The organism is Dysgonomonas termitidis (assembly GCF_042654545.1).
Lineage (GTDB): Bacteria > Bacteroidota > Bacteroidia > Bacteroidales > Dysgonomonadaceae > Dysgonomonas > Dysgonomonas termitidis.
In genome coordinates this window covers 59,794-85,335 of sequence record NZ_JBHSGN010000076.1, presented here as the reverse complement: position 1 = coordinate 85,335, position 25,542 = coordinate 59,794, and the positions used below count along the sequence as shown (strand labels likewise).

The window sequence follows — 25,542 nt, the reverse complement described above, 5'->3', positions numbered from 1 at the left end:
AATATATATGGATAAAATCAGTTACGCTCTGGGACTAAGTATTGGTAACAACTTCTTAAGTTCCGGTATCAAAAAAGTGGATTTTGAAGCTTTCTTGAAAGGGATGCAGGATGTAATAAACGAAGCTCCGCTTGCTATGTCATACGATGAAGCAAAAGAAGTAATGAACGATTATTTTACCAGACTGCAGGGAGAAAGACTTGAAGTAAACCTGAAAGCCGGAGAAGAATTTTTAGCGATCAACAAAAACAGGCCGGGAGTTGTAACTCTGCCAAGTGGACTCCAATACGAAATACTGAAAGAAGGAAACGGCTCCATGCCGAAAGCTACAGACCAGGTAAAATGCCACTATCACGGAACCCTTATCGATGGCACTGTATTCGACAGTTCTGTAGAACGCGGCCAACCGGCAACATTTGGTGTGAACCAGGTGATTCCGGGTTGGGTAGAAGCCCTTCAATTAATGCCCGTAGGTTCAAAATGGAAACTTTTTATCCCATCTAACCTCGCTTATGGAAAAGCAGGAGCGGGACAATCTATCGAACCTAACTCGACTTTGATATTTGAAGTAGAAATTTTAGATATTGTTTAATAATAATTATTTAGTTAAAACATGAAAAAAATTCAAGTTGTTGCCCTTGGTGCTTTTGTAGCCGTAGGAGCGTTGTTTACATCTTGTGGAGGAAGCGTTTCATCAGAAGCTTCATTGAAAACCGAAAATGATACTATTTCTTATGCTTTTGGAGCAAGCCTTTATGACCAGGGGCTTTCTATGCACCTACAACAATTAGGTGTGGTCAGTGATACTACAGGTCTGAGTTCTTTTTACAAAAGACAAATTGAAGCAGAGCAAGACTCTTTCAAAAAAGACTCATTACAAAAAGTAATGAAACACAAGCTTGACTCTACTGTAAAAGTAAACGAAAGAAATATTGCTGAGTTCCTGAAAGGATTGAAAGAAAGCATCGATGCTCCGGATTCTAAATCCGCATACTATGCAGGAGTATCGGTAGGTGGACAAATCTCGAAACAAATGTTCCCCAATCTGATCAGTCAGATGTACGGTCCCGATTCTAAAGAAAAGATCAACACCAGCGCTTTCATAGCTGCTATGGCTACCGCTCTGAAAAAAGGCAAATTTGCCGTAAATGATCCGGCTTCTCTTTTCCAGGTAAAGATGCAGGAAGTACAAGCAAAAGCTCAGGCAAGACAAGAAGAAGAATTGAAAAAACAATATGCGCCTCAGATAGAAGCAGGACAAAAATTCCTTGACGAAAATAAAGCTAAAGAAGGTGTTGTGACTCTTCCTGACGGACTTCAGTACAAAATAGTAAAAGAAGGTACAGGAGCTAAACCAACAGCAACAGATGTAGTAAAAGTACATTACCACGGAACTCTTCTCGATGGCACTGTATTCGACAGTTCTGTAGACAGAAAAGAACCTGCTACATTCAATGTCAGCGCAGTTATCAAAGGATGGACAGAAGTTCTTCAGCTAATGTCTGTAGGATCTAAATGGCAGGTTTACATTCCTTACGACCTAGCTTATGGCGCACAGGACAGAGGAACTATCAAACCTTTCTCCACTTTGATTTTCGATATCGAATTATTGGATATTGAAAAAAAATAAGTCAAAAAGTAAGATTTAGATAATATTTTGGCACATCCAATGTAAATTTTCGAGCAAAAAGTCTTGTTTTTATAAAAAATATCCTATATTTGGATTAAAATAACGATAAAACGCTCATATTATGCAGAAAATTGACAAACTTGATAAGAAGATACTGGAGATTATATCTCAGAATGCGAGGATTCCATTCAAAGATGTAGCTCTTGAGTGTGGTGTCTCCCGTGCTGCCATTCATCAGCGTGTACAACGCATGATCGAGATGGATGTGATAGTAGGTTCCGGTTATTTTGTAAATCCAAAGGTATTGGGGTATAACACTTGTACGTATATCGGGGTAAAGCTGGAAAGAGGCTCCATGTACAAGACTGTAATCCCTGAACTGGACAAGATTCCTGAAATCGTCGAATCTCATTTTACAACAGGACCATATACTATTCTTATCAAACTGTATGCCCGCGACAATGAGCATCTGATGGATCTGCTGAATAACAAAATACAGGATATACCGGGTGTTGTAGCTACCGAAACTATGATTTCTCTTAGCCAGGGAGTTAAACGCCAGATACCAATATCTAAATCGGAATAAGAAATAATTCTTTCCTTATATAAAAGGATAGTCATTCTTTGGCTATCCTTTTTTTGCACTATCATCTTTAGCTTATAATAACATAAATATGTAATGTAAAAGAAGCAAAACCCGTATTTTTTTAATATTTTTGCATCACGTTCAATATGGAATAGGTCTGCGACCTTACTTAATTTGTTTACATGGAGAAAAAAAGCTTTGTTTCGAGATTTCTTACCAATATCTATGTTAAGAATATATTGTTGATGATTGCCGCAGGACTCGTTCTGGTGATTATCATATTATTCTTTTTAAACAGATATACCAAACACGACGAATCTGTCATTGTACCTGCCGTAAAGGGATTGCAGGTAGAAGATGCCGAAGGTATTCTGAAAGCGGCAAATCTCCGATATGAAGTCGTGGATTCTATCTTCACCACAGGAGGTGTTCCGGGAGCTATTACGGAACAAACCCCAAAAGAACAATCGAAAGTAAAAGAAGGACGCACCATTTTCCTTACTATTCAGGCCAAAGGTATTCAAATGGTAGCTATACCTGAACTAAAAGACTACTCGCGCCGTCAGGCGGAAGCCCAGCTTAATTCACTCGGATTTAATAAGATCATCATAGACGAAGTTCCATCGGCATACGCCGGCATCGTTATCTCAGTTTCATATAAGGGGCAAACGTTGTCTCCAAATCAAAAAATACCGAAAGGTTCTACCCTGAGGATGACTGTTGGCGCCGGAGGAGAAGTTCTTGAAGACAGCATTCCCGATGCAGATACTAATGTAGATGAATCTTTCTTTCAATAATAATGAACGATTCTTTTGACAATATAGAAGACCTTCCGGAAGATGAATTAACCGAAGGACAGGAAGATTCAGGCCTGTACGAACATTACCGGTTTGTAGCCGACAAAGGGCAGGGCATGATACGTGTAGATAAATATCTGGCAATGCATATTGTCGGAGTGTCGCGCAACAGAATACAGCAGGCAGCCGAAGCAAATTGCATCCTGGTCAATGAAAATCCCGTAAAATCGAATTATAAGATAAAACCACTGGATGTTATATCTGTCGTGATGAACCGTCCGCCACGCGAACTGGAAATCATACCGGAAGATATACCGTTGGATGTGGTTTATGAAGATGACGATCTGATGGTCATAAATAAACCGCCGGGACTTGTCGTACATCCCGGATTCGGGAATTACCAAGGTACTATGGTAAACGCCGTAGCCTACCGTCTGAAAGATACACCCGAATATGACGCCAAAGACCCGCGTTTGGGAATTGTCCACCGCATCGATAAAGACACTTCGGGGCTGATTGTGGTAGCCAAGAATGCTTATTCAAAAGCACATCTATCCGCTCAGTTTTTCAACAAAACCACAAAGCGCCAATATGTGGCACTTGTCTGGGGTGCAATCGAAGAAGACGAAGGACGAATAGAAGGCAATATCGGCCGCGATCTGAAAGACCGTATGCTGATGACTGTTTTTAAAGACGGAGACCATGGTAAACCGGCCATCACACATTATAAGGTACTCGAACGCCTTGGTTATGTATCATTGGTACAATGCCGTTTGGAAACGGGACGTACACACCAGATACGTGTACACATGAAATATATAGGCCATACATTATTCAACGATGAACGATACGGTGGCCACGAAGTACTGAAAGGAACTCATTTTGCAAAATATAAGCAGTTCGTTCAGAATTGCTTCAATATATGTCCGCGCCAGGCGCTACATGCGCAGACTCTGGGTTTCATACAACCCCGTACCGGGGAAGAACTCATGTTCGAAGCGCCTATACCGGATGATATGAGCCAGCTGCTCGAAAAATGGCGGGGATATATAGCCAACAGGGAAATATAAAAAGGAACGAAGAAATTTAATACAACAATAATTAATCATAACTATCTGTTGTTGTTTCATATATAAAAGTAATAAATAGGTCTTTGACCTTAACTATCAAGTTTAATCGACCAATGAAACGAAACATCGCCATAGTATGGGGAGGATATTCTTCCGAAATAGTAGTATCGGAAAAAAGCATGTCCGGCGTCTATTCTTTTTTGAATAAAGAAAAATACAACATCCACAAAGTTAAAATAGTAAGAGAAGGCTGGACTGTCGATGCAGACGGAGAGATATATCCTGTCGATAAAAACGATTTCAGCTTTACACATCCGCAAAAAGGCGAAAAGATAAAATTTGATTTTGCATTCATCATCATACACGGTACTCCGGGCGAAGACGGCCGCTTGCAAGGCTACTTCGATATGCTCAATATCCCCTATTCCACCTGTGGCATGATGGCCTCTTCTTTGACCATGAACAAATTTGTCTGCAATAATTTCCTTAAAAACTTTGGAATAAGAGTCGCAGATTCCTTATATTTGAATAAAGAAACAAGATGCAGTATAGATGACATCGCTGCAAAGCTGGGATTTCCTATGTTTGTAAAGCCAAACACAGGAGGTTCGAGTTTTGCTACAACTAAAGTAAAATCGATAGAACAACTACAAAAAGCTATAGACATCGCATTCGGCGAAACTCCCGAAGTTATTATCGAGAACTTTATCAGCGGACAAGAAGTCACCTGCGGTTGTTATAAAATAAAGGATAAAGAAGTGGTCTTTCCTATTACGGAAGTAGTCACTCCTAATGAGTTTTTTAACTATGAAGCCAAATATGAGGGCCAGGTAGAAGAAATTACCCCTGCCCGCATACCGGATAATATGACAAATGAAATACAGCGATTAACTCGCAGAATATATGATATGGTAGGAGCTAAAGGTATTATCAGAGTAGATTTCATTATTTCTGACACCATACCGTACTTACTGGAAGTAAATACCGTTCCCGGCATGACACAGACAAGTTTCATTCCTCAGCAGGTAGCTGCAGCTGGATTAAACATTACTGATGTGCTGACGGAAATTATAGAAAACGAATTTAACGCGAATTGAATTTACATGCCATGAGTAATAAATTTGATGACATAGCACCTCTATACGATCATGAGGTGGAACAAGCCATTCAGGATATACTGGTAGATCCGGGGTTTCAGCACGCTGTAAAATATATAATACCGAATATAGACTGGGATGAATTTTCAGCGGAAATGCTGAGATATAAATCCAAAGAACAGTTTCAGTCGGAAATGATATATCCGGTTGTAACTATGCTGGGTATGAAGGTAGCAACCAGTATTAAAGGCGACAAATGGGAAACTATCGACAAATCGGTACAACACCTCTTTTTATCCAATCACAGGGATATTGTTCTGGATGCCGGATTACTGAACATCCTGCGTCATAAGGAAGGATTCAAAACAACCGAAATCGCCATTGGCGATAATCTGCTTATCCATCCGTGGATAGACAAGTTGGTAAGGCTCAACAAAAGCTTTATAGTAAGACGGGGACTTTCTATAAAAGAGAGGCTTACCGCATCTAAACACCTATCCGAATATATCCACCATGTAATATCTTCCAAAGATGAATCGGTCTGGATTGCCCAGCGCGAAGGCCGTGCAAAAAATGCAGATGACCGTACACAGGACAGCCTGTTGAAAATGCTGGCGTTATATCCCGAAGATAAACCGTTTATTGAAAGCCTGAAAGAACTGAATCTTATACCGCTTTCCATTTCATATGAATATGACCCGTGCGATTATCTGAAAGCCAAAGAATTTCAGCAAAAACGCGACAATCCTGATTTTAAGAAATCTCAACGAGACGATCTTCTGAATATGGAAATCGGCATACTGGGACAGAAAGGGAACGTGATATTCCGCTTCGGGAACTGTATCAACCCCGAACTGGACAAGATTACAGAACCGGACAAGCGTTTGCAGCCCGAACTGGCCGCTAAAATCATAGATAAGGAGATACATTCCAATTACGAGATATATCCTTGTAATTACATGGCCTATGACATGTTTTACAAAGTGGATAAGTTCAACGAAAAGTACACAGCCGGGCAGTTGGATGATTTTAAAACTTACCTGGATAAACAAATAAGTAAAATAGATCTCGACTATATCGACTATGACTTTGTGTGGGATAAGATGCTGGAAATGTATTCTAATACATTAAAAAATTATCTGGAAGCCACACAATCGTAAAATGGAATAGCATCTCTCATATATTTTGAGTTCTCAAATATATTCCTATATTTGCAACACACAAATGACTCAAACTATGAAGAAATTTATATTCTATATTATATGTTTTATATTCCCTATCCTGTGCTTTTCTCAAGTAGTAAAGCTGGGTGAAGATTTCGTGGACGTACCCGTCATCGATGGAAAAGTGACATTTTTAAAAGAGATTCCTTCAAAAAAGAATATTTCTACAGATGCTAATTACAAGATACTGAAAGAGTGGGCTATTATTAATTATGGCAAAGATCCTTTTATCTCAAGTGTACGCCACGATACAAAGAATAATGAATTTATAGCTAAGTCGAGGATCGAACTACTTCTGCCTGCCAACTCGAAAGGTGTCCGCGAAAAAATGGTTATGAGGTACCGTATAAACGGATTCCTGTTTCAGGACAAATGCGTACTGGAAGTGACTGACATATCTTATTTGTATGAAAACCAGGCGAATGACAAACTACTGCCCCGTGTAATACGGGCGGAAGACTTTATTACCGACAACGCTGTTGAACTGAATGACAATATACGGGAATTCAGAGTAAATACACGCAAGAGTACACTTTATTTCATGAATGAAATCTCAAAAGACTTCGAAGGAAAATTTGGTTATTAAAAATCCAGTTTCAGCTGCTTTTCCGTAAGGTTAAACGTAAGCCGGTGATAGGGAGTCACCCCATATTCCTTTATAGCATTCCGGTGTTTCTTCGTAGGATAACCTTTATTATGATCCCAGTCATACAAAGGATACTCCCCATGTAATTCCGCCATATAATCATCCCTGTATGTCTTGGCCAGAACAGATGCCGCCGCGATAGGCAATAGCTTTCCATCTCCTTTTACCACACAGGTATGGGGCACATCCTCATACTTCCTGAACCTGTTGCCGTCGATCAGTAAATGTTGCGGCCTGATCTTCAATGAAGCCACAGCCCGTTGCATAGCAAGGAAAGACGCGTTGAGTATATTTATCTTGTCTATCTCCTTATGATCAACGATCCCGACAGCCCAGGCTAAAGCTCTTTCTTCGATAAGGGGACGCAGCTTATACCGCTCTTTTTCTGTCAACTGTTTTGAATCGTTTAGTTCTTCACATTCAAAATCCTTTGGCAGTATCACCGCGGCAGCAAATACAGGCCCGGCAAGGCAGCCCCGTCCGGCTTCGTCGCATCCGGCTTCGATCTGGTCTGGATATAATGATAATTGGAGCATAGTTCAATAAGTTTTTCGGTTTCTTCTGTCAGAAAGTAATCCGGACATTATTATCCGCGGGTGGAAAATCGACATGTAATTCTTCTATATCCATTGGCGAGTCCATTACTTTAGATAATCTGAGCATCGATTGTTTCAGTTTTTCATCCGGTTTTTCATCTCCATACAGGTGTAACACAAATACCTGGGACAATACGTCCGCAAATTGTTTTAATACATCATCCGGCAGGTTATAACCCATCCCTTTCAGCTTTTGGATAGTCAGTTTATGCGATAAAAGCTGCATACGTTGCTTATCATCGGATGCCAGTGTCGGGTTATCCGGTAGCGAAGTTACATTTTTTGTTTTTATATCCATACCTTTTTCGCTCAATTCAACAAAGCGATAAGAAAACGGGTAGCCGGATAATGTCCCTGTCTCAATATCATAAATCGTATTTCCCTTATCAGAGGTGAAAGCCGAAATATCGTTCGAATGGAAATGCCCCGTAAAAATAGCTTTCATACCCTTATCTGCAAAAAGATTTGCAAAGCGTTTCCAGTCATCGACCAGATAATCTTTGAAAAATATAGACTGGTATACGATGTGTTCTGTCAGTCCCCAGTGCATCATACCTATTACATTTACATTTTGTAGCCTGGCTTCATCTAAAACTTCAACAATCCACTTTTCGGTATCAGCAGAGATCTTTCCGCCCGAAATACTCCGCGTCTTATATTCTTTATATCTTGCCGCATCTATAGCCACAAGCCATGTATTGGCATCCAAAGAAGCCACATAGCTCAACGATGCCGTATCTCTCAGTAAAGCACTATTGTATCCGCATGAAGCGTAAATATCAGTAAAATCTTCCGGAGTAACGTTCGGTACCGGTAAAGCCTTATTCCCTTTAAACTCTACTGCACCGGGCATATTTATATCATGGTTGCCGGGGATAACGAATACTTTTACACCTTTATCCTGTAATGGTTTCAGTTTATTTACAAAATCGAGATGGCTTTGTTTTTCCCCGTCCTTTGTCATATCTCCACTCACCAGCAGCACTTCTATATCGCTGTGAAGGTAGTCATCCAGGACTTTATCCAGGACTGCGGGGGCGTCTTTAATATTTTTCCCGCTCACCTGTATATAATCCTGCAAGGCATAACCATCGTCCATCAGTTTTTCCGAAAGATAATGCGTATCTGTTATCACACCTATCTTTATCGGTTTACCGGCCAATAATGAAGTTGTGAAAAGGAGAAAAAGTATATAGGGTAAAATCCGTTTCATTTGTATTTTTTTAGTTATAACAAAAATAAGGTATTTATGTTAAACAGGGCAAACCTCTAATAAGTTTTAAATAATACAAAACATTTATTCCTGCCCTGGTTATACACTTGACAGTTAACAGTATCTCTTGCAGAGACACTAAGGCGCAAAAGGTAACACTTTTTTCAGTCATCAGTTAGCAGTAAACAGTAATGTAGCTTTCTCAACTTACTACTTATTACTTAAAATTTACTACTTGTTAAAAAGTAACAAAGGTAACAGGGATATCAGTGAACAGTAAACAGTCAGCAGTTAACAACTCGTATCTTGTCTACTCGTAACTTGTAACTGCCCGCAGGGTGAAGAAATAACATTCGCCGAAGCGAAGGCGAGGCAAACTTGCAACTGTTAAAAGGTAACAAAGGTTACACTTTTTTACTTATTACTTATTACTTTTTACCCTCATTGTAAGTCCCCCGAGGGGAAACAACGTTCGGCGGAGCCAATTTAGGGCGCCATTTCATTCTTTCAAAGAGCTCCAGCTATCAGCCAATATATAGATAAAGTTCCGGTAAAATATTTCACAGGATATGCGAAAAAACTGCGGATCGTCACGACCACAGAGGCTACAGCAATAAAATAATGAATCTCATGTTATCGATAACATACGAAACCTTTTTCTTTTAAGCAAGAGCCGGCTCCTTACATCCGCTACCGCACAATTGTATCGTGTGGATGAATGATTACGGATTTAAAGTAAACGCTCTGCCTGCAATGATTGGAAGTGTCAATCCCATCGAAGGTCAAGCAAAGCACCTTTCACAGGCTCTAATACCATACCCATCGTCGCCTGAATCGTAAGCAGTGCCGCAGATGACGACCAGCAACATTAAAACAATCGTAACTTTTAGTCGGTCCGGTTTCTTTAGTTCGATTATTCAAATTGTCATTTGTAAATAAAAAGGCTGTACAGCCATAGATAAGCTGCACAGCCAAAAGAAAGTCTGCATGAAGATTGGAATAGCCTGCCGGACGGACATAACAGCGGGATACCGGTCACGGCAGGATATTTGTGCATTTTGGAAATTCATTTCGTAAGCTACGCGCGGGTGCGCACAGTAGGAGGCTGGTGTATATGTTTCTTTCTTTTTTCTCCCTAACAGAATAAGGCTAAGCACCAAATTTTCAGGATAAAAAATGACAGAAAATATTATAGAATTATTACTTATACCTGGTGTTGTCATACGCCGGAAAGATGAGCCTGTTTTATTTTATTGTTAATGGCCGGAGTAAATATACATAGGCAATTTTGTGTTTTTTTTGAAGATTTTGAAAATAAAGGGTAGAAATATTTGTTGAAGTGCACCGGCCTATGGAGGTGAGACAGCATTCATTTGCCAATAAACATGCTATCCGTCATTATCTTTTACAGAATATAAAAGACATCTTAGTTATTATTCCTACTTTTGTAATTACTTATTAAATAAAGTCGTCCGGACTTTTTATTTTTGTATTATTTTGTCATTGGCTCCGCTTCGCTCTGCCGAACGTTGTTTCTGAGGTACGAAGGATCTTGTTTTATGAGATGTTTCACTACCGTTCAACATGACGAAGAGAATAAAAACAGATTAAAAGAAACTTTTTTGAAAAGTCCAGACAGCTTCAATATTATTACTTCGATATAATTTTCCTTATGAAAAAAATTATTTCCTTATCGGTTTTCATTTTTTTATGTGTGGGTTTTATCTGTTCGCAGGATTTAGTAGTGGGCAGTTACAATATCCGTTACAATAATCAGGGCGATGCAGAGAAAGGAAACGGATGGCAACGCCGTTATCCTGTAATTACAAAACTGATTTTATTCAACGACTTTGATATTCTGGGCACACAGGAAGTGCTTCACAATCAGTTGGAAGATCTACAACGCGAATTGCCTCAGTACGGATATGTGGGAGTAGGCCGTGATGACGGGAAGACCGCCGGGGAATATGCTCCCATATTTTATAAAAAGGACAGGTTTGAGCTGTTGAAATCAGGGCATTTCTGGATGTCCGAACAAACAGACTTTCCGAATAAAGGCTGGGACGCCGCCCTGCCACGTATCTGTACTTGGGCCCAATTTAAAGATAGGAAAAAGAAGAAAAAAATATGGTTCTTCAATCTGCATATGGACCATGTAGGCGTAGAAGCCCGCAGGCACAGCGCCCGGCTGGTACTGAAAAAGATAGAGGAAATGTGCGGCAAAGATGCAGTAATACTGACAGGCGATTTCAATGTGGATCAGACCCACGAAAGTTATAAGCTATTGGCTAATTCGGACATCCTGTTCGATTCGTATGAGAAAGCCGGAGTTCGCTATGCGCTCAATGGCACATTCAACGCGTTCAAACCCAACCTGATGACTAACAGCCGTATCGACCATATATTCGTAACCGGCAAATTTGTGGTTGACCGCTATGGCGTACTTACCGATACGTACCGTGTTCCGGTAGAAAACAGTAAAGAGCTGCATGTCGGTGATTTTCCGAAAGAAGTATTTTCTATGGAAGCCGAAACCCGTTTGCCATCAGACCATTATCCGGTGAAAGTTTATTTACGCTATAAAAAATAAATACATATTTTAAACAGACTCCATGAATAAAAATAAGGTACTCCATCTGTTCCTGATAGTTGCTGTCCTATCTGTATTGTCCTCCTGTAAAACCCGGCAACAACGTGTCTCATTTACTGACATAGCCCATCCCAAAAGGGAATTTAGAGGCGCATGGCTAAGTACGGCCTGGCAAACAAGATACAGGACAATGACAGTATCACAGCTGAAAACATATTTTATAAAAACGCTGGATGAACTTCATGCCGAGGGGATCAACGCCGTTATTTTCCAGGCACGTCCTTATGCTGATGCATTCTATAAGTCGGAACTGGAACCCTGGAGCGCTTTCCTTACCGGAACGCAAGGTGTAGCTCCCGAAGGAGGATTCGACCCTCTGGCATTCCTTGTCGAAGAATGCCACAAACGCAATATGGAACTGCATGCATGGCTCAATCCTTACCGCGTATCGGCCAGCGAAAACGATATGTTCGCAAAAAGCCATATATATTATAAATACCCTGAGAGGTTTGTAAAATACGGCGGTAAAGTCTATTTTGACCCGGGCATCCCCGCCAACCGCAAATTTATCTGCGATGTGGTAAAGGATATTGTAATGCGCTACGAAGTGGACGCCATACATATGGATGATTACTTCTATCCTTACCCTATTGCCGGAGAAGGATTCCCTGATGACAACAGCTTTAATACATATGCAAAACAACAGGGATTCTCCCAGAATCAACTGGCCGACTGGCGACGCAACAATGTGAATTTGCTGATACAGGACATAAAAAATACCCTGATGACTTCAAAACCATGGGTAAGATTCGGAATCAGCCCGTTTGGTATTTACCGCAATAAGAAAAGCACGCCCGACGGTTCGGGTAGCGATACTAATGGCCTGCAAAATTACGATGACCTGTATGCTGATGTAAAGCTATGGGTAAAAAATGGCTGGATAGATTATAATATGCCCCAGGTATATTGGGAAATAGGCCACAAGACAGCCGATTATAAAACCCTTATTAAATGGTGGGCATTCAATAATTACGATCAGCACCTTTATATCGGTCAGGATGTAAAACGTACAATGGATGCTAATACACAGCCTTCGGGAGATAACCAGCTGAATGAAAAGATGGTGCTTTCACGTAGTTTCACAACTGTACATGGCAACTGCTTCTGGCCCGCTTATGAGTTGTTGGATAATTATAAGGGTATCGCTACCCAATTGAAAAATAATTACCACAAATACCCTGCCCTTATCCCGGCATATAAGCATATGCACAACAAAAGCCCCAAAAAGGTAAACAAGGTGGAGGAATCCTATACAGCGACCTCTCATACATTGAGCTGGAAAAGTAATTCGGACAAATACGATCCCGAAACAGCGCAATACTATGTGGTTTACCGTTTTGCGAAAGGAGAAAAAGAGAATCTGGACAACCCTCAGTATATTGTCGCCATAACACGGGATAACAGCCTTGTATTGCCTTACGAAGGAGGAAAAAAGGAATACAAATATGTAGTTACCGCAGTAGATGCCTTCCACAACGAATCGAAAGGTAAGTCGAAAAAGATAAAACTATAAGCCGATAAGCAAACGATGATAAAGAAAGAGTTTACAATGATAGCCAAAACGATGGCCGGCCTTGAGGATGTTCTGGCGGAAGAGCTTACCGGACTAGGTGCAAACAATCTGGAGATAGGTAAACGCATGGTTTCCTTCGATGGCGACCTGGCAATGCTCTATAAAGCAAATATACACTGCCGGACAGCCCTGCGCATACTTCGTCCAGTATTTGAATTTAAGGCTAAAAATACAGATGAAATATACAAGAGGGTAAAGGCGATGAACTGGTACGAACACCTGACAGAAGACAGTACCTTTGCCATTGACGCCATCACTTTTTCCGACTATTTCACCCATTCTAAATTTGTCGCCTATCGTGTAAAGGATGCCATTGCCGACTACTTTATGCAAAAAACAGGCAAACGTCCGTCCGTGGATACAAAGAATCCCGACCTGCTTATCAATTTTCACGTTGCACACGACAAATGCACCTTATCTTTCGACAGTTCGGGCGAATCATTGCACAAAAGAGGATACCGTGTAGCCCAGACAGAAGCACCTTTGAATGAAGTGCTGGCAGCGGGGATGATACTTAAAACAGGATGGCGGGGTGAATCCGATTTTGTGGACCCGATGTGCGGTTCCGGGACACTGCTTATCGAAGCCGCTATGATAGCCATGAATGTACCTCCGGGTATATACCGGCAGAATTTCGCTTTCGAAAAATGGAAGAATTTCAATGCAGGCCTTTTTGAGACCATATACAACGACGATAGCGGAGAGCGCGAATTTAATCACAGGATATATGGTTCGGACATCTCTCCGGAAGCTATCGATATAGCTGCACAGAATATCAAAAGCGCAGGACTGGAGCGCCGCATCGATCTTGAGGTGAAGCCATTTGAGAAATACATACAGGCTCCTGCCGAAAAAGGGATATTGATTACGAACCCGCCGTATGGAGAGCGTATAAAACCGGAAGACCTGAGCGGATTATATGAAATGATAGGCGAACGCTTCAAGCATGTATTTATGGGTTATTCGGCATGGGTACTCAGCTATAAGAAGGAATGCTTTGATAAAATAGGGCTGAAACCATCTAAGAAAATACAGCTTGTTAATGGTTCATTGCAATGTGAGTTCCGCAGATATGATATATTTGCAGGAAAGAAGTACGATTCGAAGAGAAAAGACGATGAGTAGGAACAGAAGTCTAACAAAATAAAGAATACAGATATGAAAACACTCTTTACCTTATTTTTGACCGGCATAGCGATCATAAATTTATCTTCGTGTTATTCACAGCGGCCTGTTGCCAGCAGAGCCTCCGATAATAATCAGACTTATAAGGTAGAGTACCTTTTCGAACATGAAGGTTGTAAAGTATACCGTTTTTATGATCGGGGCAACTATGTGTACTTCACTAACTGCACGGGAGATGTTACTGCTATTTCGACTGATTCGACTAAAACCAGAGTGGAGACTATTGTAAAAAGTAACTTATTGAAATAGGCTCTATATCAGGTCAGAAGTATCGAGACTTACATCATCTTCAAGGTCTATCATCGTATTGATTATGTATAGCCTTGAATATTCTTTCATGTCCTCTGCTTTGATCTCTTTCTCTTGTATTATGCCCTGTTCAAGCAATAACCTGCGCTTGGTCCCCGCCAGCAGATAAGAAGCGGGAGTGTATAAGCCCGAATCATTTCTGAATACGACATTACTGAATGATGTATCGGTTATGCAGCCACTCTTTACTATTAAGATATCATCACAATCGTCTTTTTGGGAGAGAAGATTATCTATATCGTGCCTGTCCGCATATTTAAAGGAATAGTCGATGGTATCATCAAATACCAATTTAAGTTTCCGGATTGTTCTGAACTTGTAGTGTTGATATTCAACACCTATCATATGACTGGAATATATTATACGGCATTTTACTATTCCATTCCTGTATCCGAGTGGAATATCGCCTTCTGATAAGTCAACCAAAGTCGGCTTCGCAAAAAAGGTCTTTGACGTACGAAAAATACGTTCCTGATGAAAAGGCAGGTTACAGAACTTACCGTCCAGTATTTTTAATGCTTCGGTAAAAACAGGTTGTCTCATATTATCGGTAAATAGATTTTACTTAATACTTCTTTGTATTCGCTCTCACAATTGCTATAGGCTGTTATACCTCCACCGCTCCGGAAATAGTACCGGCCATCTTCCTCTTCTATGAAACGTATCATTACTGCCGTATCGAGTTCTTTTCCGTCATAATAGCCGAATATTCCGGTATAGTATCCACGGGACTCGTTCTCAGCCTCTCTGATAATATCCAAGGTTGCCGGTTTTGGTGCGCCTGATATAGACCCGGCCGGAAGCATTCCGAAAATGATATCTCCCAGATTATCAACACAATCACCCTGTAACCATCCTGTGATTTCGGAACTCACCTGCAAAATATCGGTTCTGTTGGTCTTTATCCGGTCTATATACCTGAATCTGCTGACTTGCACATTATCGGCTACAATACTAAGGTCGTTACGCAACAGGTCCACGATCGTATTGTGCTCTGCCGTCTCTTTATAGTCGTTCAGGATTATCCGCGCGGCGTCGGGAACAGAGGCATCTATCGTCCCTTTCATCGGGTTGGTAGATATAATTTTATCCGATATTTTCACAAACCGTTCCGGAGAAAAGCAGACGAAACGACCGGGCAATAACAGTTTATAGGGAGCATTACTATATGCGAAAATATCAGGAAATGATAAATTGGTGGATATGGGAGTCTTTATTGTCAGGTTAGTAAGATAGGAGTAACCTCTCAATAGACCTTGGTGAACAATATCGAATTTCGCTTTATAGGTATCATAGGTAAGAGGTTGCGGGCTAAATTGAATGTCGTTTTCAATCTGTTTTTTTACGGGAGAATTACCCTGCCCTCTTATATCGAATAATATCTCTGCCTGCTCAAAAGGATTTTCTAAAAAAAAGCCTTCAGTCAGTTCAAAGTTAACAGCAAAGAGAAATGGCCGTTTCGCGTTGCCGTGCACATTCATCTTGTGCTGTATATCTTCAACTCTTTTTGTAAGCATTTTACTTATACGCCGGGAAGATAAGATTAATATGAATTATCCAAGAACAAAAAACAAGAAAACGGCTCTTCGCCACTCCCTTGTTTCCTGCTATTTCTTTTTCGGTTGGATCAATCGTCGTCATCGTCGCAGCCTCTTCGTTTTTTCCTTTTTTTACCCGAGAAAATAGACTTTATCTTTCTGATGACAAAACGTAACAGCATTGGTTGCACTATTTCCCACACAACAGGATAATAAGCCATCAGGGTTCCCAATAGGCCACTGTGTGCTACTCCATCCGAATCCGTATCTTTAGATTTGGACTTCTCTTTGGGGCCGAACCCGAATTGACGAAGTACCGTATTCACGGCGCTATGAAAAAGGAGTGGACCCGCATTATCGGAAAGATACGTCCAGTGTTCACCCAGACGTTCTTCACTCTCGGCGCACTCACGCCTCGCTATTGCTTTTTCCTGACGGAGTTCTTCTAATGGTGTTAATTTATTTCTCATCATTATCCTCCATTCCTCTGAAAAAGTTTATAGTACTATTCAGTATAGATTCTTTTATCTTTCTCCTGAACAGAAAAACTACCAACAGAACAAACAAAGAAAACAGGGCCATAATACCGAATCCGGCCGCCAGACTATTCAGGAGTTCACCTATAAAAAATGCCAGCCCGATCAGCAGGAAGAACATAAGTACAGCGATAATAGACAGAACTATTAAGCCATATCCTACCGCAGAAGCAGAGAGACTCAACTTCTCAAAAGCATCCAGCTTGAACAGCCGGATTCTTTTATTGATATAGCTTAATAGTTCTAATTTGATTTCTTCAACCAGAGTATTTAAGCTTTTGTCTGTTTCTTTATCATTCAACATCGCTCCTCAACTCATCTATTTTTTCCCGGCCTCTGCCTGCTGCATGTCTTACATTGCCTTTTACCTTATCTACAAGGCTGTTTATGTCTTTTAACCATTCTTCTTTCTTATCAGAAGCTGCAACATAGCCCACCGCAGCACCTAATGCCGCACCTATGGCTAAAAATAATAAATTAGAGCCAGTTTTATTCATAATTCTTTAAGTTTTTAAATTAATCCTTTTTTCTATAACAAATATTTCCTTTCTATGTTTTCCAAAACGGACAACTAATATAGTTACTTTTTGAAAAAGCAGGAAAAATCTTTAATAAAAATAACTAAACTATGTATATATTTCAGAGTTACAGAGCTATTTAGCATATTGGTAAGTGAAACAACGAAAATAAGTTAGAAATTAAAATGCATTATTAGCCCTATTTATAACTTATATGGCCTCGCCAAATAATGTAGCCGAAGTATTCCCTGTAATTCTGACAGTTACAAAATCTCCGATGCGATGGCTGCCTTTATCAAAGATAACCACTTTATTTTGAGAAGTACGTCCAAACAGTTGTTCCCTCGAACGTTTGGAGAATCCTTCGACCAATACCTCAAACTCTTTGCCGACATCTCTTTTATTACTTTCAAGGGAACATTCGTTCTGTAATTCTATAATTTCCTGCAAACGCTTTATTTTAACATCTTCGGGCACATCATCTTCTAACTTTCTGGCAGCAAATGTTCCCGGACGCTCCGAGTATTTAAACATAAAGGCCGAATCGAAGCAGACTTCACGCATCAGTGACAAAGTCTCCTGCTGGTCTTCTTCTGTTTCGGAATGGAATCCGCACATTATATCCGTAGAGAGCCCGCATCCCGGAATAATCCGTTTGATAGCCTCTATACGGTTCAGGTACCACTCTCTGTCATACTTACGTTTCATCACATTCAGCATACGGCTGCTTCCCGACTGTACAGGCAGGTGGATAAATTTGCAAAGATTATCATACTTCGCTATCACTTCCAGCGTTTCATCGGTCATATCCGTTGGGTATGAAGTGGTAAAGCGGATGCGCATTTTTGGGGCTTCAAGAGCTACAATTTCGAGTAAACGGGAGAAGTCTACCACCGTACCATCTTCATTCTCATAGCGGTACGAATTTACATTCTGCCCCAGCAAAGTTACTTCCTTAAAGCCTTTGTCGCGTAAGTCGGCAACTTCGTTCAATATACTTTGAGGCAAACGGCTACGCTCACGTCCTCTGGTATAAGGCACAATGCAGTACGAACAAACCTTATCACATCCGCGCATAATGGATATAAAGCCCGAAATATGATTTCCTCCGATACGCAAAGGTATCACATCCTTATATGTTTCGGTTTTTGATAAAACGACATTGATTGCTTTTTCGCCACTTTCGGCGGCACCCACCAGATTAGGCAGGTCGAGATAAGCATCGGGACCGACCACCACGTCTACATGATGCTTGTCGTGCAGTTCTTCTTTCACCCGCTCTGCCATACATCCGAGAACCCCGATGATCATATTGGGCTTCTTCTTTCTCTTAAGGGCATTGAAAAAATCGAGGCGCTGAATAACCCGTTGCTCGGCATTATCGCGAATCGAACATGTGTTTACAAACACGGCATCAGCATCTTCCAGCTTGTCCGTCATAGTATAACCATCCATCTGCATTACAGATGCAACAACCTCGCTGTCCGCCACATTCATCTGGCAGCCATAGGTTTCGATGAACAGTTTTTTCTCTCCGGCTTCAGTCATGGATTTAAAGTCCAGTCCTTTTTCGTTGTTCATAGAAATATAATTTTAATAAATAATAAAATAAAAATGATTTATCTCAAATCGTTTCAGTCTGGCAAAAGTACAAAAAAAACGGAATACTGATGCGGTATTCCGTGCAAGCTATGTTAAATATCTACTTCTCCTCTTCTACGATAAACCAGCGGGCGCTGTCTTTCTCTCGGACAGCGGCTTGTCCCGGTTGTAAATCAGGCAATTTGCGGAGGGCAGGCTCCATCTCCAGCATTTCGTCTACAGAAACGAGATAGGCGTCTTCATCATCAGTCACATCCTCTTCACCGAAGAGCTGCCAGTCTCCGTCTTCATCATATAAAACGAAGGTAACGGGCGAACCGTTAGTCAGTACATAACTGGTCGTTAATACCGATTTGTTTTTTTGTTCTTCTTTAAATTTCATGTTGTATTATTTTAGAATAAAGATAGGAATTATAATCCGATAATACTTCGTTCCCATAATCCGTTATAAAAAATATGAATAACGCCTGAATTTCTTTATTTATCATACACCCGCCAGGAAAAGAGATTTTAGCCGCCTAATATGTTAACATAACCGCACATTTAGTTAAAATAAATGTAAAAAACAGCCCGCCGCAGTATATTTTCTGCTTACCGGATACTAAAATCTATTATTCCCCGTAACCTTGCACCTGCTTTACTATTATTAAGTTTTTATGAAGAAAATATATATCCTCTTATTTACCCTTCTTACTTTCACCGCATGTGAAATGATAGAGTACCACCCCTATGACGGGCGTATAAAAGGAGAAACGGGAATTAATGCAAAAAATATTGCACGTATAGAAGAGTTCTGTAAGGGAAAGGAGACGATCCGTTTTGTAATGACCGGGGATACGCAACGCGCCTACGACGAAGCCGAGGATTTTGTGAAAGCTATAAATAAACGGAACGATGTCGATTTCGTTATTCACGGCGGAGATATTTCTGACTTTGGCCTCACTAAAGAGTTTCTGTGGCAAAGGGATATTATGAATAAGCTGAAAGTGCCTTATGTGGTACTTCTGGGAAACCATGACTGTCTCGCAAACGGCATAGATGTCTTCCATGAAGTATTCGGTGAGGTGAACTTTTCATTTCTGGCAGGCAACACTAAATTTATCTGTCTGAATACAAATGCCCTTGAATTCGACTACTCGCATCCTGTTCCCGATTTTCAGTTCATAGAACAGGAATATAAAGACGAAAGGGAAGAATATGAAAAGACAATATTTGCAATGCATGTACGCCCTTATTCGGAACAGTTCAATAATAATGTAGCCAATGTTTTTCAACGATATATAAAGGAATTCCGGAAATTGCAGTTTTGTCTGAATGCACATGATCACTGGGCGCAGGTAGACGACCTGTTCAACGATGGAGTGATGTACTATGGTACACCAAGTGTGGACAAACGCAAATATTTACTGCTGACTATAAAGCCTGACGATACATACGATTATGAAGTTATTGAATTTTAAGAATACACTATATCTGTGCCTTGTTGCAATGCTTATCACCCATTCTCTTTCTGCCCAGAACGATTACGACAGGCGTATTGAGAAATATAAATCGCAATGGGAGAACCTTATTCCCAATTATACCAAAGTGCAGTATGCCGGCGGAATGGGGCTGATATCATTAGGCCTGGGATGGGATTACGGAAAAAACAATCAGTGGGAAACGGATATATTCTTCGGATATCTGCCAAAATATTCGACCAAGCGTTCTAAGATAACGTTTACCCTGAAGCAGAACTTTATTCCCTGGAAGAAGGAACTGAATAAACATTTCTCGATAGATCCCCTGGCTACCGGACTGTATGTAAATACGATCTTCGACGGGGATTTCTGGGTAAATGAGCCGGACAAATACCCGAACAGTTATTATTCGTTCTCTACAAAGATGCGCTTCAACATCTATCTGGGTCAACGGATCACGTATAACATTCCGCCGGACAAACGCTTCTTTGCCAAGTCCCTCACTTTGTTCTATGAAATAAGCAGCAATGACCTGTATATCGCCAGTGCTTTCACGAACAGTTACCTGGGACCAAAGGAATATCTAAGATTATCATTCGGATTGAAAATGCTGATGTTCTGATATAAAAGAAGAGGCTGTCTCAAAAGGGGCACAGTACTATCAATGTGCCACCCTCTTTGTCATCCTGAGTGTAACGAAGGATCTCGACCCTGAGAAACGAGATGTTTCACTCCGTTCAACATGACAACCAACGGTCACAGGAGCGTAGCGTATGTAAATAGAAAGTGAAAAATACTTTTGGGACAGCCTCTTTTTTATATTCATTCTTCTCTCATTCAGGATTCCGAATCAATCGTTATATGTCGGCAATGTCGAAAACTCTTTCGAGTAGCGTATCATCTGTTCCGCATAGCCTTCGGTATAAGAGATTTTCACATCGGTCATCTTACCGTCCTTATCCTGTACCAATTGGAATACCGGATTCACAAAACCTTTGTATGGTTTCATATTCAATGTCTTGTAACGCTCCAGCACTTCTTTATGCAATTTCTGATCAACTTTTACCGCATAATTCGCTACAATAGCTTTTGCCCCATTGAAATCGCCTTCCGATTTGATTCGTTGGATTTCGGCAAGTAAATCGCCGAATAATGTGCGCAATTTGGCATAATCGTTTACTACAACATATGTTTTGCCATCTTTTATTTTATATTCGACAACATTTTCAGCTTTTCCTTTTTCATAAACCCACCTGGCTATCAACTGGCGGTTACGCATATGCGCTTCCTCGATGTCTTTACCGGGTTCGATACGTACAAGTTGTGTCATCAGGCCATTCATCATAAACTTATAGTATTCTGCTTTGTAAGCGTCCGCATTCGGGATAATGCCCAACTCTACAAGTTTGGCATCGGCAAGGAAATACAGTCCGAACAGGTCGGCACGGGCTTCTTCGATGGTAGAACTGAATTCTCCCAATGCATTAGGATCAACCTCGGGCAGTAATTTTCCCGAACCATGTCCCAGACATTCGTGGAGATCGGTATGTAAAACATCGGTAATGAAGCCATATTCCTTTATCATATTCACCTCAGCGTCAGACCACATAAACTCTTTACCAAATCCGGTATGCGCGCCTGCCGCGTCGTATGCTTCCATGATATTTTCTATTGTCACCGACTTGGAACCATGATCTTTGCGTATCCAGTCCGCATTCGGCAAATTGATGCCGATAGGCGTCGCAGGATAGCAGTCTCCGCCAAGTTGAGCTACGGTGATTACTTTGGCAGATACGCCTTTTACTTTTTCCTTTTTGAAACTTTTGTCCACAGGTGAATGATCCTCAAACCATTGCGCGTTTGAACTGATAATCTCGGTACGTTTTGTCGCTTCTACATTTTTGAAGTTTACAATGGACTCCCAACTGGCTTTGATACCAAGCGCGTCTCCATAAACTTCCGTGAAACCATTTACAAAATCGACCTGTGAATTTAAATCTTCAACCCATGCCACAGCATATTGATCGAACGTTTTCAAATCACCGGACTTATAATATGAAATAAGTTTTGAGATCACATTCTTTTGCGCGTCATTCTCGGCTACAGCCTGAGCTTTTTCGAGCCAGAAAACTATTTTTTCGATTGCAGGTGAATACAAGCCGCCGACTTTCCAAACCTTTTCGACCAGTTTTCCGTCTTGTTTTACCAAACGGCTGTTGAGCCCGTAAGATATAGGCGTAAGGTCGGTTGTATCTTTCATTGCCCCGTAAAATCCCTGGACTTCTTTCTGGGTAACTCCTTCTCCGTAATAATTATTGGCAGAAGTAAGGATGAGATCTCCTCCCGACTGGTTCACTTTCTTTGCCATTACCTTAGCGTCGAACATGACAGGCGTAAGCATCTTTATAAAATCATCTACGGACTGACCTTCTTTTACCGGAACAAGTTCCGCCGGTAAGTTTTTTACCTGCTCCGCGAAAAATTCTTTAGAAAAACCCGGCAGGAATTTTTCCTCGCCGTAGTGATGGTGTATCCCATTAGAGAACCACACACGCTTGAGATATACTTCAAACTCTTTGTAATCAGCCGAGCTCTTATCTCCTTTATAATTTCCATAGATAGCCTCCAGCGTGCGGCGGATAGCCAGGTTATACCGGTTGTTCTGGTCGAAAAGAATATCCCGCCCTTCGACAGCAGCCATAGAGAGATAATAAACCAGTTCTTTTTGCTCCAAAGTCAGATTGTTGAATCCGGGAACGTAATAACGCAGGATTTCGAGGTCGGCAAAAGCATCTATTGAAATCAGCAGGGACAGTGTCCGCTTCAGCCTGCTTCTCCGGTGCTTTTTGCCCCCCTCCGCAGCCGGCAAACATCATTGATAATCCGGTCATAGTTATTAATATTGTTTTTTTCATTTAATTATATAATTTAAATTCTTATCTATTGCCTATTGCCTGTCGGCTCACTCTTTTATTTCGCCCATATGCAGGTGTGATGTCATCAATAACAATTGAAAAATCGGGGTTTATTGATGTTTCCATTACAATCAATGAATTATTTTTATAAATAACTGTAAAATTACTGTTTTTTTGGAGTTTGATGTAATGATTTACTTTTAATTAGGCTAAAGACTTTTCTCAAACTTTATCTATACTATTTTTAGTGTACTGGTTTACAAGAAAGGGAGTTCTTTGAAATGTTGGATTTAGAATTTAAAGATTCAAGGTTTAATGATTTAGAAAAAGTTACGAGTTACAAGTTGGCTGGCGTTTTGTTTTGTTTCACGCAAAGACGCAAAGTTTTACATCTTACGAGTTATTGACTGATGACTGTTTACTGTTTACTGATATATCTGTTACCTTTGTTACTTTTTATATAGTGTTCTTTGTGTAAATATTTGTGCCCCTTGTGGTAAAGAGTTTTCAACCACTAAGTACACGAAGGAAATCACAAAGGGCACAAAGACTAAAAAAGTGTTACTTTTGTTACCTTTTTTTAAGAGTTACGGGTTTGCCTCGTCTTCCTCCGCTCGCGCAGACGTCCCGTCTGTGTGTTGCGTAGCAGACATTTTTGCACTGTTAACAAGACACGGACTGGAAGTCCGCGCCAGCGGGGGACAGGGCTGTTAAGTTCTCCGCTTTGTTCTGTTATTCTCTGCTGTCATCCTGAGTGAAACGAAGGATCTCCTTCTATTTAGGAGATGTTTCACTTCGTTCAACATGACAAAGAGAATATAAGATTCAGAACTTAACAGCTCTGCCCTAAGGGGGGGACTTACAGAGAGGGGAAAAAGGAACAGATAAAAAATAGTGGAAAAAGTGTAACTTTTGTAACTTTTTTGATATAGTAACGGGTTACTTCGCCCTAGGGCAGTTACAAGTTACGAGTAGACAAGATACGAGTTGTTAACTGCTGACTGTTTACTGTTCACTGATATCCCTGTTACCTTTGTTACTTTTTAACAAGTAGTAAATTTTAAGTAATAAGTAGTAAGTTGAGAAAGCTACATTACTGTTGACTGTTAACTGCTAACTGATGACTGAAAAAAGTGTTACCTTTTGCACCTTAGCGTCCCTGCATGAAATACTGTTTACTGTTTATAAAAAAATCTATCCGTTAACATCAAAGATAACGAATAGATTTATATGCTATTATATACTTAGTTTTCTAACCTCTTAACACCAGCAAAGGTGTATCGGAGTGAAACAGCATCTTACGCGAGATACTCGGACTAAACATACGGGCAAAGATATTCCGCTTACTGGTGGTCAGGGATAATATCTGTATTTTATCATTCTTTATATATTCATCCAGGCTTTTGAGCATATCATTGGTGTCGATCAACTTATAGTCGAGGTTCAAGCCCGGATATTGCTTACTGAAATAATCTTTGATTCCGGCAAGTTTTATTTCGTCCCAGCGGTCACCTTTCTTAACGGCTATATGAGTAAGTACAATCTGTACATCGCTATATGGTTGCAAGAGTTTTGCCAGCAAATCGAATGAGATCAAATCTCTCTGACTGAAGTTTGTAAGGAATGCCATTTTCTTCACTTCCCTCAAATCCGAGAATGGTGTGTTTTCCGGAATTGCAATTAACGGAACGTGAGTCATTTCTATCACCTCCGCCGTTACACTGCCGATGAGGTCGGCATCTTTCTGATCCTTGCCTCTGGTGCCCATAAGTATCAGTGTCGGCTTATATTCTTTGGCAAAAGTCACTATCTCTTCTTCGGGCAAGCCCTCGCGCAATACATAAGAATAGTTTACCGAAGGGAATTCCCCTTCCGAAACCTTCTGGTCTATCGTATTGCATAGTTTCTGGATATTTTCCTTTACTTTCTCTATAATATTCTGGAATTCCTTTTCTTCCTTTCCCTGATAGGCAAATGCTTCGGCCATCGGTAGTGCAGTAGGATAGTAGGGATTGAAATATACATGAAGTATCTTTACTTTCGCGTTGAGATCACGAGCCAGGTTAAAGGCTATCTTACATGCTTTAAGCGAATAATCGGAGAAATCGACCGGAATAAGGATGCGTTTGCGTCCGTCATCAGTCCTGTATGTTTCTTCCTCATCGTAGCTGAATAAGTGACGACTCTCCACTACGCTCAGGGCTTTGGGCAGATCGGATTCTTTGATACGGATACGAACGCCGGGTGATACTCCCGGATTATCCAAATCCACATCATTGATATGGACTTCAATATTCTCACCTTCCAATACGCCTTTCAATATCTGGGCTTTTTCGTTTGTGTGAATCGCAAGTGTTACCAATTTATCTCCCATTGCTGTATATATTTATTTGTTGTT

At 40.7% G+C, this 25,542-nt stretch carries 23 protein-coding genes and 2 pseudogenes; 14 read left to right on the top strand and 11 right to left on the bottom strand.

The annotated features are described in order from the left end of the window. The first annotated feature begins 7 nt into the window (after positions 1 to 7). The 8 genes from ACFO6W_RS12390 to ACFO6W_RS12355 all read left to right on the top strand — a co-directional run bounded on the left by ACFO6W_RS12390 (position 8) and on the right by ACFO6W_RS12355 (position 6,989). Complete coding sequence (locus ACFO6W_RS12390; protein WP_379996851.1) at positions 8 to 592, top strand: FKBP-type peptidyl-prolyl cis-trans isomerase; 585 nt, start codon at positions 8 to 10, stop codon at positions 590 to 592. A gap of 21 nt (positions 593 to 613) precedes the next feature. Next, positions 614 to 1,630, top strand: a complete 1,017-nt coding sequence (locus ACFO6W_RS12385; RefSeq protein ID WP_379996849.1) for an FKBP-type peptidyl-prolyl cis-trans isomerase — start codon at positions 614 to 616, stop codon at positions 1,628 to 1,630. 121 nt (positions 1,631 to 1,751) lie between these two features. Further along, positions 1,752 to 2,216 carry an Lrp/AsnC family transcriptional regulator gene (locus tag ACFO6W_RS12380; protein WP_006799740.1) on the top strand — a complete coding sequence of 155 codons (465 nt, stop codon included), beginning with the start codon at positions 1,752 to 1,754 and terminating at the stop codon, positions 2,214 to 2,216. 182 nt (positions 2,217 to 2,398) lie between these two features. After that, positions 2,399 to 3,013, top strand: coding sequence for a PASTA domain-containing protein (locus ACFO6W_RS12375; RefSeq protein ID WP_379996847.1), 615 nt, complete (start codon positions 2,399 to 2,401; stop codon positions 3,011 to 3,013). Positions 3,014 to 3,015: 2 nt separating this feature from the next. Further along, positions 3,016 to 4,083, top strand: a complete 1,068-nt coding sequence (locus tag ACFO6W_RS12370; protein WP_379996845.1) for an RluA family pseudouridine synthase — start codon at positions 3,016 to 3,018, stop codon at positions 4,081 to 4,083. 113 nt (positions 4,084 to 4,196) lie between these two features. Then, positions 4,197 to 5,180, top strand: a complete 984-nt coding sequence (locus tag ACFO6W_RS12365; protein WP_379996843.1) for a D-alanine--D-alanine ligase — start codon at positions 4,197 to 4,199, stop codon at positions 5,178 to 5,180. Positions 5,181 to 5,191: 11 nt separating this feature from the next. Continuing rightward, positions 5,192 to 6,340: a hypothetical protein gene (locus tag ACFO6W_RS12360; protein WP_379996841.1), complete on the top strand. Its 1,149-nt coding sequence runs from the start codon at positions 5,192 to 5,194 to the stop codon at positions 6,338 to 6,340. 76 nt (positions 6,341 to 6,416) lie between these two features. Beyond that, positions 6,417 to 6,989, top strand: coding sequence for a hypothetical protein (locus ACFO6W_RS12355; RefSeq protein ID WP_379996839.1), 573 nt, complete (start codon positions 6,417 to 6,419; stop codon positions 6,987 to 6,989). On the opposite strand, the gene ACFO6W_RS12350 is transcribed toward ACFO6W_RS12355, so the two are convergent. Together ACFO6W_RS12350 and ACFO6W_RS12345 are read right to left on the bottom strand one after the other, a co-directional pair. After that, positions 6,986 to 7,585, bottom strand: coding sequence for a ribonuclease HII (locus ACFO6W_RS12350; RefSeq protein WP_379996837.1), 600 nt, complete (start codon positions 7,583 to 7,585; stop codon positions 6,986 to 6,988). The genes ACFO6W_RS12355 and ACFO6W_RS12350 overlap by 4 nt on opposite strands. 28 nt (positions 7,586 to 7,613) lie before the next feature. Continuing rightward, positions 7,614 to 8,858 carry a metallophosphoesterase family protein gene (locus ACFO6W_RS12345; protein WP_379996835.1) on the bottom strand — a complete coding sequence of 415 codons (1,245 nt, stop codon included), beginning with the start codon at positions 8,856 to 8,858 and terminating at the stop codon, positions 7,614 to 7,616. A gap of 1,672 nt (positions 8,859 to 10,530) precedes the next feature. On the opposite strand from ACFO6W_RS12345, the gene ACFO6W_RS12340 reads away from it, so the two are divergent. The 4 genes and pseudogenes from ACFO6W_RS12340 (at position 10,531) to ACFO6W_RS12325 (ending at position 14,515) form a co-directional block, all read left to right on the top strand. Further along, a complete protein-coding gene (locus ACFO6W_RS12340) occupies positions 10,531 to 11,448 on the top strand; it encodes an endonuclease/exonuclease/phosphatase family protein (protein ID WP_379996833.1) in 918 nt (305 codons plus the stop codon). 22 nt (positions 11,449 to 11,470) lie between these two features. Then, positions 11,471 to 13,021, top strand: a complete 1,551-nt coding sequence (locus ACFO6W_RS12335; protein WP_379996831.1) for a glycoside hydrolase family 10-like protein — start codon at positions 11,471 to 11,473, stop codon at positions 13,019 to 13,021. Positions 13,022 to 13,057: 36 nt separating this feature from the next. Continuing rightward, positions 13,058 to 14,203 (top strand): annotated as a pseudogene (locus tag ACFO6W_RS12330) (THUMP domain-containing class I SAM-dependent RNA methyltransferase); the annotation flags it as partial. 36 nt (positions 14,204 to 14,239) lie between these two features. Then, positions 14,240 to 14,515, top strand: a complete 276-nt coding sequence (locus ACFO6W_RS12325; protein ID WP_291108800.1) for a DUF4884 domain-containing protein — start codon at positions 14,240 to 14,242, stop codon at positions 14,513 to 14,515. 3 nt (positions 14,516 to 14,518) lie between these two features. On the opposite strand, the gene ACFO6W_RS12320 is transcribed toward ACFO6W_RS12325, so the two are convergent. The 7 genes from ACFO6W_RS12320 to ACFO6W_RS12290 all read right to left on the bottom strand — a co-directional run bounded on the left by ACFO6W_RS12320 (position 14,519) and on the right by ACFO6W_RS12290 (position 19,151). Then, positions 14,519 to 15,118: an aminotransferase class IV gene (locus ACFO6W_RS12320; protein ID WP_379996828.1), complete on the bottom strand. Its 600-nt coding sequence runs from the start codon at positions 15,116 to 15,118 to the stop codon at positions 14,519 to 14,521. Then, a complete protein-coding gene (locus ACFO6W_RS12315; RefSeq protein WP_379996826.1) occupies positions 15,115 to 16,092 on the bottom strand; it encodes an aminodeoxychorismate synthase component I in 978 nt (325 codons plus the stop codon). The genes ACFO6W_RS12320 and ACFO6W_RS12315 overlap by 4 nt, the downstream gene beginning before the upstream one ends. A 110-nt stretch (positions 16,093 to 16,202) precedes the next feature. After that, the gene (locus tag ACFO6W_RS12310; protein ID WP_379996824.1) at positions 16,203 to 16,583 is read right to left on the bottom strand and encodes a hypothetical protein; all 381 of its coding nucleotides are present in this window, start codon (positions 16,581 to 16,583) and stop codon (positions 16,203 to 16,205) included. Then, positions 16,573 to 16,953 (bottom strand): phage holin family protein, encoded by a 381-nt coding sequence (locus tag ACFO6W_RS12305; protein ID WP_379996822.1) that lies wholly within the window; start codon positions 16,951 to 16,953, stop codon positions 16,573 to 16,575. The genes ACFO6W_RS12310 and ACFO6W_RS12305 overlap by 11 nt, the downstream gene beginning before the upstream one ends. Continuing rightward, a complete protein-coding gene (locus tag ACFO6W_RS12300) occupies positions 16,943 to 17,146 on the bottom strand; it encodes a YtxH domain-containing protein (protein ID WP_379996820.1) in 204 nt (67 codons plus the stop codon). The genes ACFO6W_RS12305 and ACFO6W_RS12300 overlap by 11 nt, the downstream gene beginning before the upstream one ends. 231 nt (positions 17,147 to 17,377) lie before the next feature. Next, on the bottom strand, positions 17,378 to 18,748 hold the full coding sequence (gene miaB, locus ACFO6W_RS12295; RefSeq protein WP_379996818.1) for a tRNA (N6-isopentenyl adenosine(37)-C2)-methylthiotransferase MiaB: 1,371 nt from the start codon (positions 18,746 to 18,748) through the stop codon (positions 17,378 to 17,380). Positions 18,749 to 18,869: 121 nt separating this feature from the next. Beyond that, positions 18,870 to 19,151: a hypothetical protein gene (locus ACFO6W_RS12290; RefSeq protein WP_379996816.1), complete on the bottom strand. Its 282-nt coding sequence runs from the start codon at positions 19,149 to 19,151 to the stop codon at positions 18,870 to 18,872. Positions 19,152 to 19,425: 274 nt separating this feature from the next. On the opposite strand from ACFO6W_RS12290, the gene ACFO6W_RS12285 reads away from it, so the two are divergent. Next, positions 19,426 to 20,229 carry a metallophosphoesterase family protein gene (locus ACFO6W_RS12285; RefSeq protein ID WP_379996814.1) on the top strand — a complete coding sequence of 268 codons (804 nt, stop codon included), beginning with the start codon at positions 19,426 to 19,428 and terminating at the stop codon, positions 20,227 to 20,229. Continuing rightward, positions 20,210 to 20,851: a hypothetical protein gene (locus ACFO6W_RS12280; protein ID WP_379996812.1), complete on the top strand. Its 642-nt coding sequence runs from the start codon at positions 20,210 to 20,212 to the stop codon at positions 20,849 to 20,851. The genes ACFO6W_RS12285 and ACFO6W_RS12280 overlap by 20 nt, the downstream gene beginning before the upstream one ends. Before the next feature lie 228 nt (positions 20,852 to 21,079). On the opposite strand, the pseudogene ACFO6W_RS12275 reads toward ACFO6W_RS12280, so the two are convergent. Both ACFO6W_RS12275 and ACFO6W_RS12270 read right to left on the bottom strand, forming a co-directional pair. Next, positions 21,080 to 23,144: pseudogene (locus tag ACFO6W_RS12275) on the bottom strand (dipeptidyl-peptidase 3 family protein). A 1,252-nt stretch (positions 23,145 to 24,396) separates the two neighbouring features. Next, on the bottom strand, positions 24,397 to 25,518 hold the full coding sequence (locus tag ACFO6W_RS12270) for a universal stress protein (RefSeq protein WP_291108779.1): 1,122 nt from the start codon (positions 25,516 to 25,518) through the stop codon (positions 24,397 to 24,399). Positions 25,519 to 25,542 lie beyond the last annotated feature (24 nt).

What these genes read in the sequence shown, in the direction of transcription:
- ACFO6W_RS12290 (WP_379996816.1), bottom strand. Translation starts at nt 19,151, where the DNA reads ATGAAATTTAAAGAAGAACAAAAAAACAAATCGGTATTAACGACCAGT.
- ACFO6W_RS12305 (WP_379996822.1), bottom strand. Translation starts at nt 16,953, where the DNA reads ATGTTGAATGATAAAGAAACAGACAAAAGCTTAAATACTCTGGTTGAA.
- ACFO6W_RS12325 (WP_291108800.1), top strand. Translation starts at nt 14,240, where the DNA reads ATGAAAACACTCTTTACCTTATTTTTGACCGGCATAGCGATCATAAAT.
- ACFO6W_RS12300 (WP_379996820.1), bottom strand. Translation starts at nt 17,146, where the DNA reads ATGAATAAAACTGGCTCTAATTTATTATTTTTAGCCATAGGTGCGGCA.
- ACFO6W_RS12355 (WP_379996839.1), top strand. Translation starts at nt 6,417, where the DNA reads ATGAAGAAATTTATATTCTATATTATATGTTTTATATTCCCTATCCTG.
- ACFO6W_RS12360 (WP_379996841.1), top strand. Translation starts at nt 5,192, where the DNA reads ATGAGTAATAAATTTGATGACATAGCACCTCTATACGATCATGAGGTG.
- ACFO6W_RS12375 (WP_379996847.1), top strand. Translation starts at nt 2,399, where the DNA reads ATGGAGAAAAAAAGCTTTGTTTCGAGATTTCTTACCAATATCTATGTT.
- ACFO6W_RS12340 (WP_379996833.1), top strand. Translation starts at nt 10,531, where the DNA reads ATGAAAAAAATTATTTCCTTATCGGTTTTCATTTTTTTATGTGTGGGT.
- ACFO6W_RS12270 (WP_291108779.1), bottom strand. Translation starts at nt 25,518, where the DNA reads ATGGGAGATAAATTGGTAACACTTGCGATTCACACAAACGAAAAAGCC.
- ACFO6W_RS12370 (WP_379996845.1), top strand. Translation starts at nt 3,016, where the DNA reads ATGAACGATTCTTTTGACAATATAGAAGACCTTCCGGAAGATGAATTA.
- ACFO6W_RS12350 (WP_379996837.1), bottom strand. Translation starts at nt 7,585, where the DNA reads ATGCTCCAATTATCATTATATCCAGACCAGATCGAAGCCGGATGCGAC.
- ACFO6W_RS12335 (WP_379996831.1), top strand. Translation starts at nt 11,471, where the DNA reads ATGAATAAAAATAAGGTACTCCATCTGTTCCTGATAGTTGCTGTCCTA.
- miaB (WP_379996818.1), bottom strand. Translation starts at nt 18,748, where the DNA reads ATGAACAACGAAAAAGGACTGGACTTTAAATCCATGACTGAAGCCGGA.
- ACFO6W_RS12365 (WP_379996843.1), top strand. Translation starts at nt 4,197, where the DNA reads ATGAAACGAAACATCGCCATAGTATGGGGAGGATATTCTTCCGAAATA.
- ACFO6W_RS12320 (WP_379996828.1), bottom strand. Translation starts at nt 15,118, where the DNA reads ATGAGACAACCTGTTTTTACCGAAGCATTAAAAATACTGGACGGTAAG.
- ACFO6W_RS12285 (WP_379996814.1), top strand. Translation starts at nt 19,426, where the DNA reads ATGAAGAAAATATATATCCTCTTATTTACCCTTCTTACTTTCACCGCA.
- ACFO6W_RS12385 (WP_379996849.1), top strand. Translation starts at nt 614, where the DNA reads ATGAAAAAAATTCAAGTTGTTGCCCTTGGTGCTTTTGTAGCCGTAGGA.
- ACFO6W_RS12280 (WP_379996812.1), top strand. Translation starts at nt 20,210, where the DNA reads ATGAAGTTATTGAATTTTAAGAATACACTATATCTGTGCCTTGTTGCA.
- ACFO6W_RS12315 (WP_379996826.1), bottom strand. Translation starts at nt 16,092, where the DNA reads ATGCTTACAAAAAGAGTTGAAGATATACAGCACAAGATGAATGTGCAC.
- ACFO6W_RS12390 (WP_379996851.1), top strand. Translation starts at nt 8, where the DNA reads ATGGATAAAATCAGTTACGCTCTGGGACTAAGTATTGGTAACAACTTC.
- ACFO6W_RS12345 (WP_379996835.1), bottom strand. Translation starts at nt 8,858, where the DNA reads ATGAAACGGATTTTACCCTATATACTTTTTCTCCTTTTCACAACTTCA.
- ACFO6W_RS12310 (WP_379996824.1), bottom strand. Translation starts at nt 16,583, where the DNA reads ATGAGAAATAAATTAACACCATTAGAAGAACTCCGTCAGGAAAAAGCA.
- ACFO6W_RS12380 (WP_006799740.1), top strand. Translation starts at nt 1,752, where the DNA reads ATGCAGAAAATTGACAAACTTGATAAGAAGATACTGGAGATTATATCT.